The following is a 15644-nucleotide window of genomic DNA, read 5'->3' as shown; positions in this document are numbered from 1 at the left end:
ACTTCATATGGCTATGAAATCAGGTCGAACCAACCCTGTTCATCAACAGTATCAATGCCAAGCTCTGTTGCTTTCTTGAGCTTCGAACCAGCGCCCGGGCCTGCAACCAGTAGATCGGTTTTCTTAGAAACAGAGCCTGCAACCTTCGCGCCCAACCGTTCGGCCATTGCCTTGGCTTCGTCCCTGCTCATTTGCTCAAGTGAACCAGTAAAAACAACAGTCTTGCCAGCGACGGGAGAATTTTCATCTGCCGCTTCTGGTGGGATTGGCGTCACCTCGGCAAGCAATTGATCAAGCACATTTGCATTGTGCGGTTCATTGACAAACTCAACCAAAGCGTTCGCTGCCGTTTCGCCAATACCGTCTATATTGACGAGGTCTTGAAACGCTTCGCTCTCATTATCTTTCGCTGCAATCGCCGCTTCTCGCAGAGCTTCAAAACTGCCATAGGTTTTCGCAAATGTTTTTGCCGTCGTATCACCGATATGGCGAATACCAAGACCGAAGATAAAGCGATGCAAATCAATTGAGCGTTTCTCGTTGATCGCATTAAAGAGATTGCGAACTGACGTTTCACCGAACCCCTCTTTCGCTTTCAAAGGCTTCAAATTGCGCTTGTCGCGCTCTTCTAGCGTGAAGATGTCCGCAACATTCATAATGCGACCTTCTTCATAAAACACTTCAACTTGCCGCGCGCCTAGCCCTTCAATGTCATAGGCATTGCGAGAGACAAAATGCTTTAACCGTTCAATTGCTTGTGCGGGGCAAATCATTCCGCCAGAACAACGGGTTACAGCATCAACCTTACCTGTTTTTTCATTGCGATCACGCACTGCTTCAGACCCACAAGCAGGGCATTGCGACGGGAAAATAAACGGCATCGCGCCATCAGGGCGTTTGTCCAGATCAACATCCACAATTTGTGGGATCACATCGCCAGCACGTTGCAAGACAACAGTATCGCCAACCCGCAAATCTTTGCCGCCACGAATAGGTTCGCCGTCCTGCCCGATACCACGCACATAGTCTTTATTGTGAAGCGTGGCATTAGACACAACCACACCACCAACAGTCACAGGTTCAACCTTAGCAACAGGCGTCAATGAGCCAGTGCGCCCTACCTGTATCTCAATATCGTTTAAAACAGTTGTCGCTTTTTCAGCAGGAAATTTATGTGCAATCGCCCAGCGTGGTGCCTTGGTGACAAAGCCAAGCCGCCCCTGCCAATCCAGCCGATCAACCTTATAAACCACCCCATCAATATCATAATCAAGCGAGGCGCGATCGGCTTCAATTTGGCGATAATGAGCAAGCAAAGTCTCAAGCGTTTCAAAGCGCTTCATCATCGGGTTTATGTCAAAGCCCCATCGCGCAAAAGTTTCTACCATGCCCATTTGCGTGGTCGAAGGCATGTCGCTCACCTCACCCCATGCATAAGCAAAGAACTCCAATGGACGGGATGCTGTCACCTTGGCATCGAGTTGACGGAGGGAACCTGCCGCCGTATTGCGCGGGTTCACGTAAGGCTGTTTTCCGGCTGCTTCCATCCGCTCATTAAGCGCCAAGAACTCAGACTTCATCATGTAAACTTCGCCGCGCACTTCCACCACGTCGGGGATATTATCGCTGGTCAGTTTTTCAGGAATATTTTTAAGCGTGCGAAGGTTGGCCGTAATATCCTCCCCCGTCGAGCCATCACCGCGCGTTGCACCGCGCACAAAGATGCCGTTCTCATAACGAAGGCTTGCAGATAAACCATCAATCTTCGGCTCAGCGGTAATCGCCACCACCTCATCAGCACCAAGCGATAAGAAACGACGTATGCGATCTACGAAGTCTGCGACATCCTCATCATTAAAGGCGTTATCTAGCGAGAGCATAGATACCTTATGCGCCACCTTGCCAAACTTTTGCGAAGGCGAAGCACCCACTTGGTCGCTTGGGCTGTTTTCCAACTTCAAGTTTGGAAACCGCTCTTCAATTGCCAGATTGCGCTTCTTCAATGCGTCATAATCAGCATCGGTAATCAGCGGGCGATCTTCTGTGTGATAAGCATTGTTATGCGTTGCCAATTCTTCTGCAAGGGCTGCCAATTCCTTGCCAGCTTCGCGCGCGGTGAGTGTTTCAACTGCTGCTTTTCGTAACGCATCTTGAGGAGACATTTAGGCGCCGCCCATTAGTCGGTCTGCTGCAGCGCGGGCTTCATCCGTGATCTCTTGTCCTGCCAACATGCGCGCCACTTCTTCGCGGCGTGCCGCATCATCAAGGGCGATGAGGTCTGTCTCCACCCGGTCTTCACCAGATACGGCAGATTTACTGATGAGAAAATGATTGTTTGCCCTTGCAGCCACCTGCGGTGCATGGGTGACGGACAAGACCTGCACATTGGATGATAAACGCGCAAGGCGCTCACCAATCGCTTCCGCAACCGCGCCACCAACGCCCGTGTCGATCTCATCAAAAATCAACGTCGGTGCGGAGCCTCGATCTGCCAGCGATACTTTAAGCGCAAGAAGAAAACGTGATAGTTCCCCACCTGAAGCGACCTTCATAATTGGACCAGGTTTTGTTCCAGGGTTGGTCTGCACATGAAATTCAACCGTGTCATAGCCAGTTTCAACAGGCTTATCTGATGAGCTTTCTAGCATCACAGAAAAACGTGCAGCCTCAAGCTTCAAGGCTGGCAATTCTTGCATCACTTGATTTGCAAGTTCTCCCGCCGCCTCACCGCGCGCCGCACTCAACGCCTTTGCTTTATCATCGAAGACGACGAAAGCTTTACGCTCTTCTTGCTCAAGTTCGACCAACCGCTCTTCGCCCGTTTCAATCGCCTCAAGGTCATTCATAAACTGAACGGTAAGCTCTGGAAGGGCATCCACCTGCACCTTATGTTTTCGCGCGGCTGCACGAAGGGCGAATAGGCGCTCTTCAGCTTCTTCCAATTCTTTAGGGTCGAAATTCGTTTCACGAATTGCCGTTTCGAGGTGGCCACGCACATTGTCCAAACTATCAAGCGCAAGGCTAAGCCCTTCAATCGCACCATTCAAAAGGCCGGGGGCTTGCTCTGCTTTGCGTTCAAGGTTTTTCAGTAAGCTTGAAAGTGTCGGAACAGGTGACGTATGGCCGTTGATCACATCATAGGCATCATTAATGTCACCAGCGATTTTCTCAACATTCATCATCGCTTGACGGCGGGCAGCTAATTGCTCTTCCTCACCGACTTCCACTTGAAGAATATTCAGTTCTTCAAGCACCGCACGCAGATAATCGCGTTCGTTTTCGCTGTCTTCAACGCGGGTTTTTAAATCAGTGAGTTGCTTGCGCTTCGCCCGCCAAGAGCGATAAGCAATGCCCACTTCATCAACCATGCTGGTCAATCCACCAAATGCATCGACCGTTTGCCGATGACTATCAGTATCTACCAAAGCGCGGTCTGCATGTTGGCCATGAATTTCAACAAGGAGTTGCCCGACCGACCGCATCAAACCAGCACTAACAGGCTGATCGTTGATCATGCCCTTGGTGCGGCCGTCCGCCTGCTGAACACGTTTTAAGATGATGTCATCATCAGCACTTACATCATTGTCGCGCAAAATATCGCGGACAGGATGACTAAGCGGCACATCAAAGACGGCTGTCACATTACCTTTGTCTTGCCCTGAACGAACAAGTCCGCCATCACCGCGCCCACCAAGAGCCAGCGACAGGCTATCGAGGATGATCGACTTACCCGCGCCCGTTTCACCAGTCAGCACGGAAAGGCCTTCATGCCAATCTACATGCAGACGATCAATGAGGACGATGTTGTTTACTAGAAGTGAGCTCAGCATGGATATAGCGATGAATCAGGAGTGTCTCTCCTGATTATATATCGCTAACGGCCAGACAAGCCAGCGTTGTTATAACTGTGCTAGTTCTTTTTACCCACAAATGGGATGAAGCGCTTAAATCCGGTCTTTTTGGCCGACGCAACTTCCGTTGCAGCTTGCAAACTATCCGCTTCAACAATACCCGCCGACTGCACAGGCTGAACAGATGCAGCAGCCAAAGCTGGAACATCTTGTTCTGGGGTCACAACAGCGGCCGCCGCAGCAGCAGCGTTGCTGGTGTTGGGCACTGCTTGTTCGAACACTACTGGTGCACTAGCGCCCACGGCCGAAGAAACAGATTGATTGTTAGGTATCACTGGCGCAGTCGCAACAGGCACAGACTGCGGTTTTTTCTTACCACTGAACGGCAGGATTTTACGAAGGCGTGAGCGCGGATTAAAGCTCGGCTCGAGTTTTCGGCCACTCAACAATGAATAGGCATCTTTGTACCATTCAGATTCAGGATAATTGTAGCCCAACAAAGCCCCAGCAGTTTGAGCCTCATTGACGATACCAAGAGCCAAATAGCTTTCCGTCAAACGATATAACGATTCTTCAATGTGACGGGTTTTTTGGAAGTTTTCAGCAACGCCACGGAAACGATTTACCGCTGCTAAGTGCTGGTTTTTTTCTTGATAATAGCGACCAACCTGCATTTCCTTACCAGCAAGCTGGTCATTCATGAAAATGATCTTGGTCTTAGAATCTTCTACGTATTTCGATTCAGGGTACAAACGGATAAGGTTTGAATAAGCACGCAGACCTTTCCTTGTATCTTCCTGATCAAGCAAAATCGATGACACTTGTTTAAAATGCGATTCGCCAATCAAATACTGCATATAAGCTGCATCAGTGCTGCCTGGATATAGTTGAATAAAGCGCTCAGCTGTAGAAACGGTCTTGTCGTATTCAGCTTCGGAATAATGCGAAAACGCGGACAAAACGAGCGAGCGTTCAGCTTCTTTTGAGAATGGGTGCTGTTTTCCAAGCTCTGCGAAAGCTTTTTGCGCTCTCTTGTGATCACCAGTATTGATGTTGCGAACACCAGCATTAAGCAGGCTTTGTGCTGGAATTTCAGGTTTTGCAATCAAAGCGGCGGCATCAGCTGCTGCTTCTTTCTTGGCCTTGCCATTGCCAAACCTGTCACCAAATGGAACTGAAGAGCACCCAGCAAGCACCATCGGTGTCATTGCAAAAGTGATGATCATTATTTTACGCAGCATATCTTCCCCAAAAAAAACTCTCTGGCCCGCAGATCTTATATCACGGATAAAAAGGCGAAAAAACGGCAATTCGTCCTAAGTTCAATCAAAAACAAGTGTTTTAACAAAAATGGTAAATGCCGAAAGCGTATTAGTTTTGTGAGGGCGCCAAAGCAACAGCGGGTTCAACCCCAATATTGGTAAGCGGAGCAACCGTGAAGCCAGAACGAGCAAGTTCATGGTACGACCAGCAATCTTGCTGTTCAAACAATGCTTTAACCATCAAATAATTCAGCTTATGGCCACCGCGATAAGAGCGATAACGGCCCAAGAACGGCGCACCAGCAAGAGCAAGATCACCAACAGCGTCAAGCAATTTATGACGCACAAATTCATCGTCAAAACGAAGACCTTCAGGATTCATGATCCCTTTGTCGCCAATTACCACTGAATTTTCAAAAGAAGAACCGAGTGCATACCCAGCCTTCCAGAGTTTTTCGACATCCTTCATGAAGCCAAAAGTGCGCGCTCGCGAAATTTCCTGGCTAAAGCGATCGCCTGTAAGTTCCGTAATAAAACGCTGATTGCCAATAGCTGGGTCATCAAAATCGATCTCAACGTCAAACTCACAGCCATCATAAGGCTGGAACTCAGCCCATGAACCATTCATTTCAACGCGGATAGGATTTTCAATTTTAATATATTTACGGCGAGCCGTTTGCGCGATCAAACCAACGTCACAAATCTCTTCGATGAAGACTGACGAGCTACCATCCATAACCGGAACTTCAGGGCCGGTAATGTCAATGATAACATTATCGACACTCAAAGCCGCCAATGCCGCCATCAAGTGTTCGATAGTCGCAACAAACAGATCATTTGGATCGCCGACAATCGTGCATAATTCAGTTGCACCAACAAAATCATGTCGCGCTTTAATTTCAGTACTGCGGCCTTCACCTGACGTACGGACGAAAACAACACCCGTATTGGCTGGCGCAGGGTTCAAGGTCATCCGAACAGCTTGATTGCCGTGAACGCCCTTTCCATCGAAAGAAATGGATTGTGAAATAGTGTGCTGAACCGACGGGTTGGTCGTAAATTTTGTGCGGACACTCATATCTTAATTTCAGCCTTTCAAAGCGCTTGGTTAGCTTGTCTCTAAAACTAAAACTCTTCAAAAACCCGAAGAGCCAGCACCACCACATGTCACCGTGTTATTCTCGGAAGCACGCACCGCTAGGTTTCAACCCTTTTACACTGCATGCCCAAAACCACGTTTTGTTGTCTCTAAGATACCTGCCTCAAAACAGTTTCACAAATCACGGTTTCTAACTGAATATTAATCGATATTTCAATTTACTTTCAAATAGTTAGTCCGCCACAAGGGCGGACTATTAACAAGTGTTACAATGGGATGCTCGCCTCTATTGAGCTTGGCGACGCAAAAATGCTGGAATCTCTAGTTGATCCTCTGCAAGTGCTGGTTGTGCAGCAGGTGTTGCACGACCATGCGGATCAAGTTGTCCGGCTTGTGGCGCGTATTGTGGTGCCTGCGGCTCCGGTGCTTGAGCACGTGGTTGAGCTGGTTTTGCAAATGCATTTGCTTGGTTCGCTTGATCCTGCATTGGCGCTGGTGCCTGTGCTTGCAGCGGTGCTGGTGCAGGTGTGGCGAGAGGTGCAGCTTCTGGCATTTGTGGTGCGCCAGAAAGATTTGGAGCAGCGGTTACGTTGTCCTCTTCCTTCTTGTGTGTACCCAATGTCGCAGTCGTGATCCGCTTTAATAGACCAAGTGCGCCACGTTCGTCTTGTGTTTCAAGCTCTAGTGACGATTCTGATTTAGCCCGAATTTCTTCTTGAACAATCATCGGAAAATCATCAACGCTTGGCATTTTTTGCGTCACAAATGGCTCTTCAGCAGTCGCAGGAATGAAAGGCTCGCTTGGTGCCGCAGGCGCTTCTGCCATTGCAGGCATTGCTGGCGCTTCCAAATCTTCAACAGCTGGCATATCGCCACCTTGTGCCAATTGCATTGCTTCAGTACTTGGCGCAAACGGCGCAATCGTAACTGCTGGATCAGATTTAGACTGCTCTGTTTCCATTGCTGGTGCAACAGCGGCTGGCGCTTCAATTGCAAGTTCTGCTTCAATCGCTGCTTCTGCGGTTACAGGTGCCACAACTGGAGCTACTGGCATTGCAGCCTGTTTTTCCATGATTGGGCGCAAGAATGTAGAGCCTGCTTTAATTTCAGGAACAACGCCTGTTTGAGCACCTTTTTCGATACCTGTTGCAACAACAGAAACACGAACGACACCTTCAAGCGCTTCATCAAATGTTGCACCCAAAATGATGTTTGCATCTGGATCGACTTCTTCACGAATACGCGTTGCCGCTTCATCCACTTCAAACAAAGTCAAATCATTGCCGCCAGTGATTGAAATCAACAAGCCTTGTGCGCCGGCCATAGATGTTTCATCAAGCAATGGATTAGCGATTGCAGCTTCTGCTGCTTCAACAGCACGGTTTTCACCGGATGCTTCGCCTGTACCCATCATCGCTTTGCCCATCTCGTTCATAACCGAACGAACATCAGCAAAATCGAGATTGATCAAACCTTCTTTGACCATCAAATCTGTGATGCAGCTAACGCCAGAGTTCAACACTTGGTCAGCCATTGAGAAGGCATCAGCAAATGTCGTTTTTTCATTCGCAATACGGAACAAGTTCTGGTTTGGGATCACGATGAGCGTGTCCACATTGGCTTGAAGCTCTTCAATGCCAGCCTCTGCCAAACGCATACGGCGACCACCTTCAAACTGGAAAGGCTTGGTCACAACACCAACGGTAAGAATACCTTTGTCGCGAGCGGCACGCGCAACGATTGGCGCTGCGCCTGTGCCTGTTCCGCCGCCCATACCAGCAGTGATAAATGCCATATGTGAACCATTGAGGTAGTCATTGATTTCATCGATGACTTCTTCTGCGGCTTGGCGACCAACTTCTGGCTGCGAACCTGCGCCCAGACCTTCGGTCACTTGAAGGCCCATTTGGACAATCTTGTCACAACGTGAACTGGTCAATGCTTGTGCATCTGTATTGGCTACCACAAACTCGACCCCTTCAAGGCCGGATTTGATCATGTTGTTGACAGCATTACCGCCAGCTCCACCAACACCAAACACGGTGATTTTAGGTTTCAACTCTGTGATATCAGGGGCTTGAAGATTGATAGTCATGGTGTCCTCACTTGTGATACGCGACGGCTTTGTTTGTATGGGTTGTTGCGTCGGTTCAAAAAAACTTAGTTGCTGGGCTTTAGTGCCCGTTTCTGGGTGTTCTGTTCTACTCGGTAGATCGACCAGCTCACTGGGTGGATCTTTATGAGAGGAAATTTCATTTGCTCCCTCTTCTGCATTTTCGTCATTCGTCATCTTAAAAATTCTCCGCAAACCAACGGCCAACACGGCCAATATAGCCACCTGTCCCCGTCATCGCCGTTTCAGAGTGGTGTCGACCAGGAGACCAGCCCATATCATCGCTTGCTTGCTCTACCTGTGGATAAATCATCAAACCAACCACAGTTGAAAAGGCAGCACTGCGGGCTTCAACAGGAAGACCTGTGACCCCCAAAGGTCGCCCAAGGCGTACATTTTTCCCAATAACCGAACGCGCTAGATCGGCAACGCCCGTTAGTTGGCTCGCACCGCCGGTTAAAACCACACGGCGACCAACCAAACCTGCAAAACCGGAAGCATTCAGCCTGTCGCGCACATGTTCAAAGGTTTCTTCCACGCGCGGACGAATAATTTTTGAAATCGTCGATGCTGAAACATCCGCACCAATGCCGCTTTCATCGCCAATGACATTCACATTGACCGGATCATAATCGACAAGGTTACCAGGCAGCACACTGCCATGTTTAACTTTGATCAATTCAGCATTGCGCAGCGATGTCGAAAGACCGCGCGCCAAATCCATGGTTACGTGCTGACCACCAATAGCCAGCCCATCACAATGGACAAACTTGCCGTCAACAAAAACAGAAACTGTGGTCGTGCCACCGCCCATATCAATGCAGGTGACACCAAGCTCAGCCTCATCACCAGCAAGGCTTGCAAGGCCTGCGGAATAAGGAGAGCTTACAAAAGCTTCAACGGCCAAGTGGCAGCGGTTAATCGCAAGTTCGAGATTACGAAGGGCTGCGTCATTGGCTGTAACCACATGCATATCAACGGCTAAACGCTCGCCAATCATGCCACGCGGGTCTTTAATGCCATTATTACCATCAAGCGAATAGCCAATTGGCAAAGAATGCATCACAGCCGCTTCCGGCTCAGATGTGTGATTGCGGCCAGCTTGTAACACCCGCGAAATATCATTTTCTTCAACCGCTTGTCCCGCAAGCGAAACACTGGCTGAGAAAGCGTGACTGCGAATGCGACTTGCAGACACATTCACAATGAGTGATTCAACTGTCATCCCAGCACGACGCTCAGCAGCATCAACCGCAAGGCGAATTGCCTGTTCGACTTCATCAAGGTCAACAACAACGCCGCCCTTAATGCCGCGCGAACGCTGGTGACCAAAGCCGATCACCTCAATCATGTGGGTGCGATCAGAAAGTTCCAAACTGTCACGTTTTGGATGAAGACGCGCAATAACACAGCAGACTTTCGTCGTGCCAATGTCCAAAACCGTAATCAACGTGGATTTGTTAGACGGCAAGCCGCCTTTTGATCCTGAAGTTTTTGAGCCAAGGCGAATCATTAGATGTTCTTCTCCTTGGATTTGATTTCTTTGCGCCGTTTCAAAACAGCTTGACGATTGACCATTGCATCGTCGGATAAGCGCATCACCAAACGATCAGGCAAACGCATATCAATACTCACCAAGTCTTTTGACAAAATATCATTTTCGCTTTCAAGCAGCACCAATTCCGTCAAAGCTTCACGCACTTTGCGCTCCGGCAATTTAACGGTGATGCGGTTGTCCAATAAAATATCCCAGCGACGCTCTGAACGGAACATCGTGGCGCGAACGCGGTTTGAGATTTCAGGGAATTCAGCCAAGGTATTAAGGAATTCAGCGCCTTTGCGCTGTGCACCATGGCCCACCAAAAGCGGTAAACCCTGATAAACCTCAGCATCAAAATCATCCAAAACGAGGCCTTCGCTATCAACGATCGACTTAATCTGACCACGTTGCCAAACGGCAAATGGCTGGCGTTCTTGCAGATTAACTTGCAGTTTGCCTGGATAGATCTTTCGAACGGATGCCGATTCTACCCACGGTTCACGCAAAAGCGTTTGATGGGCAGCAGCAACATTGAAGGTTACGAGCGACACACCAGGCTCAAGACCCAGCACATCGAGAATATCTTGCTCACGCATGAAACGGTGGCCTGTGATCGTCACGGCATCAACATCAAAACCGATAAGAGCCGTGGTTCGCGAAGCCGCATCACCCAAATGTCCACCTAGCACCAAGCCGTAAAGCGTGAGACCGCCAACGACACTTGCTGACATGATTGCAGAAAAGAAGCGCGGCAATGTTTCCACACGCGCCTCAGCGCGATGGAAAAATCGACGTGCGAATAGCTGACGACGAGAGAGGTCTTTCCCCTCTTCAAATCGAGCTCTTCTAACACTTCTCGGTGCTGGCTGCTTTTTCTCGGCTAACGCCCGCAACTGGCTTCCTCCACCATCCATTTAACTAAAGCCCCAAATGAGTGCCCCGCATGGGCCGCCATTTCTGGAACCAGTGATGTCGGCGTCATACCCGGTTGAGTGTTTACTTCGAGGCAAATAAGGTCGTGTTTTCCATCCGATTTTTCATCAAAACGGAAATCTGCACGGCTTACGCCTCGACACCCCAACGCATGGTGAGCCTTGGATGATAGAATCTGTATATTTTGGTAAATATTTGGTAAAATTTTTGCAGGAAGGACGTGTTTTGAGCCTCCAGGTGCATATTTAGCATCATAATCGTAAAACTTGTGGTCAATTGAAACAATTTCAATCACATCAAGGGCTTCACCATCCATCACAGCACATGTGAGCTCACGGCCAGAAACGTATCGCTCGACCATGACGATGTCACCATAGGGCCAGTTATCACTCGATATTTCAGGCGGTGGTGTTTTTTGATCATCAAGGACAATTATGACACCGAAAGAAGACCCTTCATTGACCGGCTTCACCACATAAGGTGGGTCCATTGGGTGCTCAGTTCCGATGTCAAATCGGTTCATAATGCGATGTTCTGCAACCGGCACACCTGCGTCTTTCATGACAGCTTTTGCACGGTCTTTGTTCATGGCAAGAGCAGACGCCATAATGCCAGAGTGGGTATAGGGAATATCTAAGAATTCTAGGATGCCTTGTATCGCACCATCTTCACCAAAAGGGCCATGAAGCGCGTTAAAAGCAACGTCTGGCTTCAATTCAGCAAGCTTTTGCGCCACATTGCGATCCACATCAACACGGCTGACACGGTAGCCCTCACCTTCGAGAGCTTTGGCGCATTCTTCCCCTGTTGATAATGAGACGGGACGCTCTGATGACCATCCACCCATTAAAACGGCAACGTGTTTTTGAGACATGGGAAGGCCCTTGGTGCTGATTTAAATTAACCAGTATCATGCGTGATTCGGCTGAATCTGGCCATGCATTCAGCGCTTTAGCACCAACATTCCCGCACCAACAATCATCATCATGCCAATAATAGCTGTGACCGTTAGCGGTGTTTCAAAGTAAAAAACGTCCCAAAAAGCGGCAAAGATGAGAAACGAATATTCAAATGTCGCGATAATTGACGGGGGTGCTGATTGATAAGCGCCTGCAATAACAAAGGCCGAAATAGCAGCAATTGCAGCGAGATGAACAAGGATAAACCACACAGACAAATCGAGAGCTTGCCACTCCCCAAAAATGTAAGGGTGCGAACCCACCAGCTCATTACCGAAAAACTCTAACCCTATGAATATACTGCCGATTACACCAAGAAAGAGCATTGCTAAATTCAGCGAAAAGCCAAGCGCTACGGCGGGCACATCTTGGCAATGAACCCGTGTAATAATATGGGCAAAGGCATATAAAACCACGCCCACGAGTGGCAAAAGTGTCCAACTTGAAAAGGCATCAGTACCCGGCTGCAATAACACCAGCACTCCCAAAAACCCCAAACACACACCAACCCAGCCCGAAAGTTTCACCGGCTCATTAATGAGGAATGACGAGAAGATCACGATCAATACCGGACTTAGATAAATCACGGCAGCAAGTGTCGAAATTTGTGAGAAAGGAAGAGCCGCGTAAAAAAGCAGCAGCGTTATCGCAATGAAGAAACCGCGCACAAGCACCCAAGGGCGCATGGCATCACGAAGCAATGTTTTATGAGCATTAAATCCCCACCCAAGCAAAACAAACAAAGGAATGGTCAAAACCCCACGAATAACAAACAATTGCCAAAGGGTTAGGTGCTCAGAAAAAATTTTGACGACGGCGTCCTGCATTGAAATGAGGAAAGTGCCCGCAATGATCAGCATAACACCGCGCGCCACAAAGTGAGGCCGTGCATGGGTAGTCGCGATTGTCATTCCCGCCTCCCCTTTATACTTGGAGCCAATAACCTTTGCCGCAAACAAAAACGCGGAGCCGAAGCCCCGCGTTAAATCTTCATATTGGGTGCCTAAATAGGCGAACAGTCTTTAAGCGCCGAGGCCGAGCGCTGCAAAGGCTGCACCTTCAACAACTTCCAAAGTCAAGAACACACCGATACCGGCAACAATTGCGCCAGCAACACGGGCATTTGCCGCTGTTGCTTCAGTTGCACCGAAGACGGTTCTAATCGCGTAAGCTGACGCCATTGCAATTGCGTATTGAAGGACAGCAAGGCCGATCAGATAACCGATCAGAACAACACCGCCGACACCAGCTTCTTGCGAAGCAATGGAATCGCCAAAGGCAGAACCGTGGAAAAGGCCAAAGCCTGCGAAAAGAACCAGCGCTGGAATAAGATTAAGCGCACGGCCAGAAGCAACAATGCCGCCAACAATCAAGAGTGATAGCGCGATGATTGTTTCTTTAACCGGCAAATCAGTGCCGAAGCTCATCATCAAACAACCGATTGCCATTGCGACAATGTAAGCGGCAGGTGCTGAGCGTTGAAAGCCCGTGTATGCTGCAGCAAGGCCGACAGCCACAACAAAGAATAAATGGTCAAAACCCAAAAGCGGATGCCCAATACCTGAAAGCAGGCCATCGGCAAACGTTTCCATAGGTTGTCCCGCAAGTGGGTGGTGCGCCAAAGCTGGCGTCGCGATAACGGCAAGTGCCGCAGCAGATAGAATTCGTTTCATAAGTTTCCCCTTCAGAAAGTCGCTATGAAGAGGGGCTGGCGCCAGAAAGTGAGATTAATTCTCAGCCTTCCACCGGAACACCCCGTCCGTTGTTTAAAGGTTGCCCCTTCACCACACTCAAATGAGTATCGTTTAAAGGCCATATCCGGCTGGTCTCCTGGCTCACGGGTCAAAGCAATTCATCTCCTTCCCAGCTAAACGTCGCCAGTGGTGTTTGATAAATGCTCTCCGCTTACAGTCGCGGGGGCGGCTGAAGTGTAAGGCCCCGACTTGGGTCACCTCTTCTTCATTCCCATTTGATCCCCATGCTTCGCACTCAAAGGGGAACCGAATAAACTATTAGTGCCGCGAAATTTACCACAACGTCAATGGTAAATACGACGCGAATAATGTTTTTTGGAACATCTTACTTCACACATACCTAAATACAGGACAATTATTGCTGGAAATGGCAGGCAACAATGGCCAAACTCTAGATCAGCAAATCCTCCAAGACCTTCAAAGGAAAACACATGACCAAGTCTGACGTTAATTTCGACAAGCCCCTAAGAGGGCGCATTTATGACAGCGTTTTAGAAACAATCGGAAACACCCCGCTTGTGCGTATTCCAGCGCTCGCCAAAGAAACAAACGCTGTGGCCGACATTGTGGTCAAATGTGAATTCTTCAACCCGCTCGCCAGCGTAAAAGACCGCATCGGCGTGAACATGATCTTGGATCTTGAAAAACAGGGCAAGATTAAAGAAGGCACCACCCTTGTGGAACCAACCTCAGGCAACACAGGCATCGCGCTCGCCTTTGCTGCTGCCGCCCGTGGTTATCGTTTGATCCTCACCATGCCAGAATCCATGTCAATTGAACGCCGCAAGATGGTTGCCCTTCTTGGCGCTGAACTGGTCTTGACGCCAAAAGAAAAAGGCATGGGCGGCTCCATTGCTAAGGCACAAGAGCTTTTGGAAGAAATTGATGGCGCGGTCATGCCAAGCCAATTCTCAAACCCTGCCAACCCAGAAATTCACCGTATAACAACGGCTGAAGAAATTTGGCACGACACAGGCGGCGACGTGGATGTGATCATTGCAGGCGTTGGCACAGGCGGCACGTTCACAGGCTTGGCGCAGGTATTGAAAGAGCGCAAACCAGAAATCAAAATGATCGCTGTTGAGCCGACCGCAAGCCCAATTTTGTCAGGTGGCAACCCCGGCCCTCACATGATCCAAGGGATCGGCGCTGGTTTCGTTCCAGACAATATGGACACCACAAATATGGATGAGGTTATCCAAGTGGACAATGAAACAGCCTTCGATACAGCTCGCAAAGTCGCTGCAACGGAAGGCCTACCTGTTGGCATTTCATCAGGCGCTGCAATTTACGCAGGCCTAACAGTTGCCGCCCGCCCTGAGATGGCTGGCAAGCGCGTCGTCGTCATTGCCGCTTCATTCGCGGAGCGTTATTTGTCAACCGTACTCTTTGAAGGGTTGGGCGAATAATGAAGCTTGCCAATAGAAATATCCAATTTCTGGCAATCGCTTTTGCAACAATGATTGGGGTGATTTTGTCACCCCTTTCAAGCCAAGCACAAATTGCACCAAGGCCAAAAGAAATCGCCGCTTACGAGGGTTTGTTAAAAGCAGCCCACGAAGGCAATGTGGCGGAGCTTGAAAAACTCATCAAAGCCGGTGCTGATCTCGAACAAACTGATCGCCGTGATCGAACCGCCTTTCACATTGCAGGATACGCTGGCAACCGCGCCATCATGCGCAGCCTTGCAAAAGCGGGTGCCGATATGAACGCGCTAGAAATTGATGTTTATGACGTCGTCACAATCGCCGCTGTAGCCGATGATCTTGAAACCATGAAAGTGGCGCTAGAGCTTGGCAATAAATCAACCAACGTCACCAGCGTTTACGACGGCACAGCCCTCATCGCCGCGGCCCACCTCGGGCATTTTGAGGTGGTGCAAACTTTGATAAAAGCAGGCGCACCGCTCGACCACGTCAACAACCTCCACTGGACAGCGCTGATTGAAAGCGTGGTGCTGGGTGATGGCGGCGAAGACCACCAAAAGACGGCCCAAGCATTGGTAGACGCAGGCGCAAGCAAAACGCTCGCAGATCAGTTTGGAAGAACCCCGTTAGACCTTGCGAAGTCTCGGGGGTATGAGGCAATGGTGAAGATTTTGGAGGAATAACCGAACTAGCCACGACTTAACGA

The 15644-nt window shown here is 49.3% G+C and carries 12 protein-coding genes and 1 riboswitch; of the genes, 2 read left to right on the top strand and 10 right to left on the bottom strand.

All coding sequences use genetic code 11. The features are described from left to right. Positions 1-11: 11 nt before the first annotated feature. The 10 genes from ligA to ABJO30_08970 all read right to left on the bottom strand — a co-directional run bounded on the left by ligA (position 12) and on the right by ABJO30_08970 (position 13430). On the bottom strand, positions 12-2162 hold the full coding sequence (gene ligA / locus ABJO30_09015) for an NAD-dependent DNA ligase LigA (GenBank protein ID MEP3232954.1): 2151 nt from the start codon (positions 2160-2162) through the stop codon (positions 12-14). After that, positions 2163-3830, bottom strand: a complete 1668-nt coding sequence (gene recN / locus ABJO30_09010; GenBank protein ID MEP3232953.1) for a DNA repair protein RecN — start codon at positions 3828-3830, stop codon at positions 2163-2165. 80 nt (positions 3831-3910) lie between these two features. Further along, a complete protein-coding gene (locus ABJO30_09005; GenBank protein ID MEP3232952.1) occupies positions 3911-5092 on the bottom strand; it encodes an outer membrane protein assembly factor BamD in 1182 nt (393 codons plus the stop codon). Between the two features lie 130 nt (positions 5093-5222). Next, positions 5223-6191 carry a UDP-3-O-acyl-N-acetylglucosamine deacetylase gene (lpxC, locus tag ABJO30_09000; protein MEP3232951.1) on the bottom strand — a complete coding sequence of 323 codons (969 nt, stop codon included), beginning with the start codon at positions 6189-6191 and terminating at the stop codon, positions 5223-5225. A 307-nt stretch (positions 6192-6498) separates the two neighbouring features. Beyond that, positions 6499-8307, bottom strand: a complete 1809-nt coding sequence (gene ftsZ, locus ABJO30_08995; GenBank protein ID MEP3232950.1) for a cell division protein FtsZ — start codon at positions 8305-8307, stop codon at positions 6499-6501. 196 nt (positions 8308-8503) lie between these two features. After that, complete coding sequence (gene ftsA / locus ABJO30_08990) at positions 8504-9838, bottom strand: cell division protein FtsA (GenBank protein MEP3232949.1); 1335 nt, start codon at positions 9836-9838, stop codon at positions 8504-8506. Beyond that, entirely contained in the window at positions 9838-10779 is a 942-nt protein-coding gene (locus ABJO30_08985; GenBank protein ID MEP3232948.1) for a cell division protein FtsQ/DivIB, read from the bottom strand. Before ABJO30_08985 ends, ftsA begins: the two co-directional genes overlap by 1 nt. Further along, on the bottom strand, positions 10746-11672 hold the full coding sequence (locus ABJO30_08980; GenBank protein ID MEP3232947.1) for a D-alanine--D-alanine ligase: 927 nt from the start codon (positions 11670-11672) through the stop codon (positions 10746-10748). The genes ABJO30_08985 and ABJO30_08980 overlap by 34 nt, the downstream gene beginning before the upstream one ends. 69 nt (positions 11673-11741) lie before the next feature. Beyond that, positions 11742-12668 (bottom strand): DMT family transporter, encoded by a 927-nt coding sequence (locus ABJO30_08975; GenBank protein ID MEP3232946.1) that lies wholly within the window; start codon positions 12666-12668, stop codon positions 11742-11744. A 111-nt stretch (positions 12669-12779) separates the two neighbouring features. Continuing rightward, positions 12780-13430 (bottom strand): HupE/UreJ family protein, encoded by a 651-nt coding sequence (locus ABJO30_08970; protein ID MEP3232945.1) that lies wholly within the window; start codon positions 13428-13430, stop codon positions 12780-12782. Positions 13431-13559: 129 nt separating this feature from the next. Continuing rightward, positions 13560-13777: riboswitch (cobalamin riboswitch) on the bottom strand. A 165-nt stretch (positions 13778-13942) separates the two neighbouring features. Between ABJO30_08970 and cysK the strand changes: the two genes are divergently transcribed. Further along, the gene (cysK, locus tag ABJO30_08965) at positions 13943-14920 is read left to right on the top strand and encodes a cysteine synthase A (GenBank protein MEP3232944.1); all 978 of its coding nucleotides are present in this window, start codon (positions 13943-13945) and stop codon (positions 14918-14920) included. Beyond that, positions 14920-15621 (top strand): ankyrin repeat domain-containing protein, encoded by a 702-nt coding sequence (locus tag ABJO30_08960; GenBank protein MEP3232943.1) that lies wholly within the window; start codon positions 14920-14922, stop codon positions 15619-15621. The genes cysK and ABJO30_08960 overlap by 1 nt, the downstream gene beginning before the upstream one ends. Positions 15622-15644: the final 23 nt, after the last annotated feature.

The organism is Hyphomicrobiales bacterium (assembly GCA_039973685.1).
In the GTDB taxonomy this organism is placed as follows: Bacteria; Pseudomonadota; Alphaproteobacteria; order Rhizobiales; family JACESI01; genus JACESI01.
The sequence above is the reverse complement of the archived record's forward strand: the minus strand, read 5'-3'. Positions and strand labels throughout refer to the sequence as shown.

Bases quoted from the DNA above. Each gene is read 5' to 3' on its own strand.
- ligA (MEP3232954.1), bottom strand. From the start codon at position 2,162: ATGTCTCCTCAAGATGCGTTACGAAAAGCAGCAGTTGAAACACTCACC.
- ABJO30_09005 (MEP3232952.1), bottom strand. From the start codon at position 5,092: ATGCTGCGTAAAATAATGATCATCACTTTTGCAATGACACCGATGGTG.
- recN (MEP3232953.1), bottom strand. From the start codon at position 3,830: ATGCTGAGCTCACTTCTAGTAAACAACATCGTCCTCATTGATCGTCTG.
- lpxC (MEP3232951.1), bottom strand. From the start codon at position 6,191: ATGAGTGTCCGCACAAAATTTACGACCAACCCGTCGGTTCAGCACACT.
- ABJO30_08970 (MEP3232945.1), bottom strand. From the start codon at position 13,430: ATGAAACGAATTCTATCTGCTGCGGCACTTGCCGTTATCGCGACGCCA.
- ABJO30_08960 (MEP3232943.1), top strand. From the start codon at position 14,920: ATGAAGCTTGCCAATAGAAATATCCAATTTCTGGCAATCGCTTTTGCA.
- ABJO30_08975 (MEP3232946.1), bottom strand. From the start codon at position 12,668: ATGACAATCGCGACTACCCATGCACGGCCTCACTTTGTGGCGCGCGGT.
- ABJO30_08985 (MEP3232948.1), bottom strand. From the start codon at position 10,779: ATGGATGGTGGAGGAAGCCAGTTGCGGGCGTTAGCCGAGAAAAAGCAG.
- cysK (MEP3232944.1), top strand. From the start codon at position 13,943: ATGACCAAGTCTGACGTTAATTTCGACAAGCCCCTAAGAGGGCGCATT.
- ftsZ (MEP3232950.1), bottom strand. From the start codon at position 8,307: ATGACTATCAATCTTCAAGCCCCTGATATCACAGAGTTGAAACCTAAA.
- ABJO30_08980 (MEP3232947.1), bottom strand. From the start codon at position 11,672: ATGTCTCAAAAACACGTTGCCGTTTTAATGGGTGGATGGTCATCAGAG.
- ftsA (MEP3232949.1), bottom strand. From the start codon at position 9,838: ATGATTCGCCTTGGCTCAAAAACTTCAGGATCAAAAGGCGGCTTGCCG.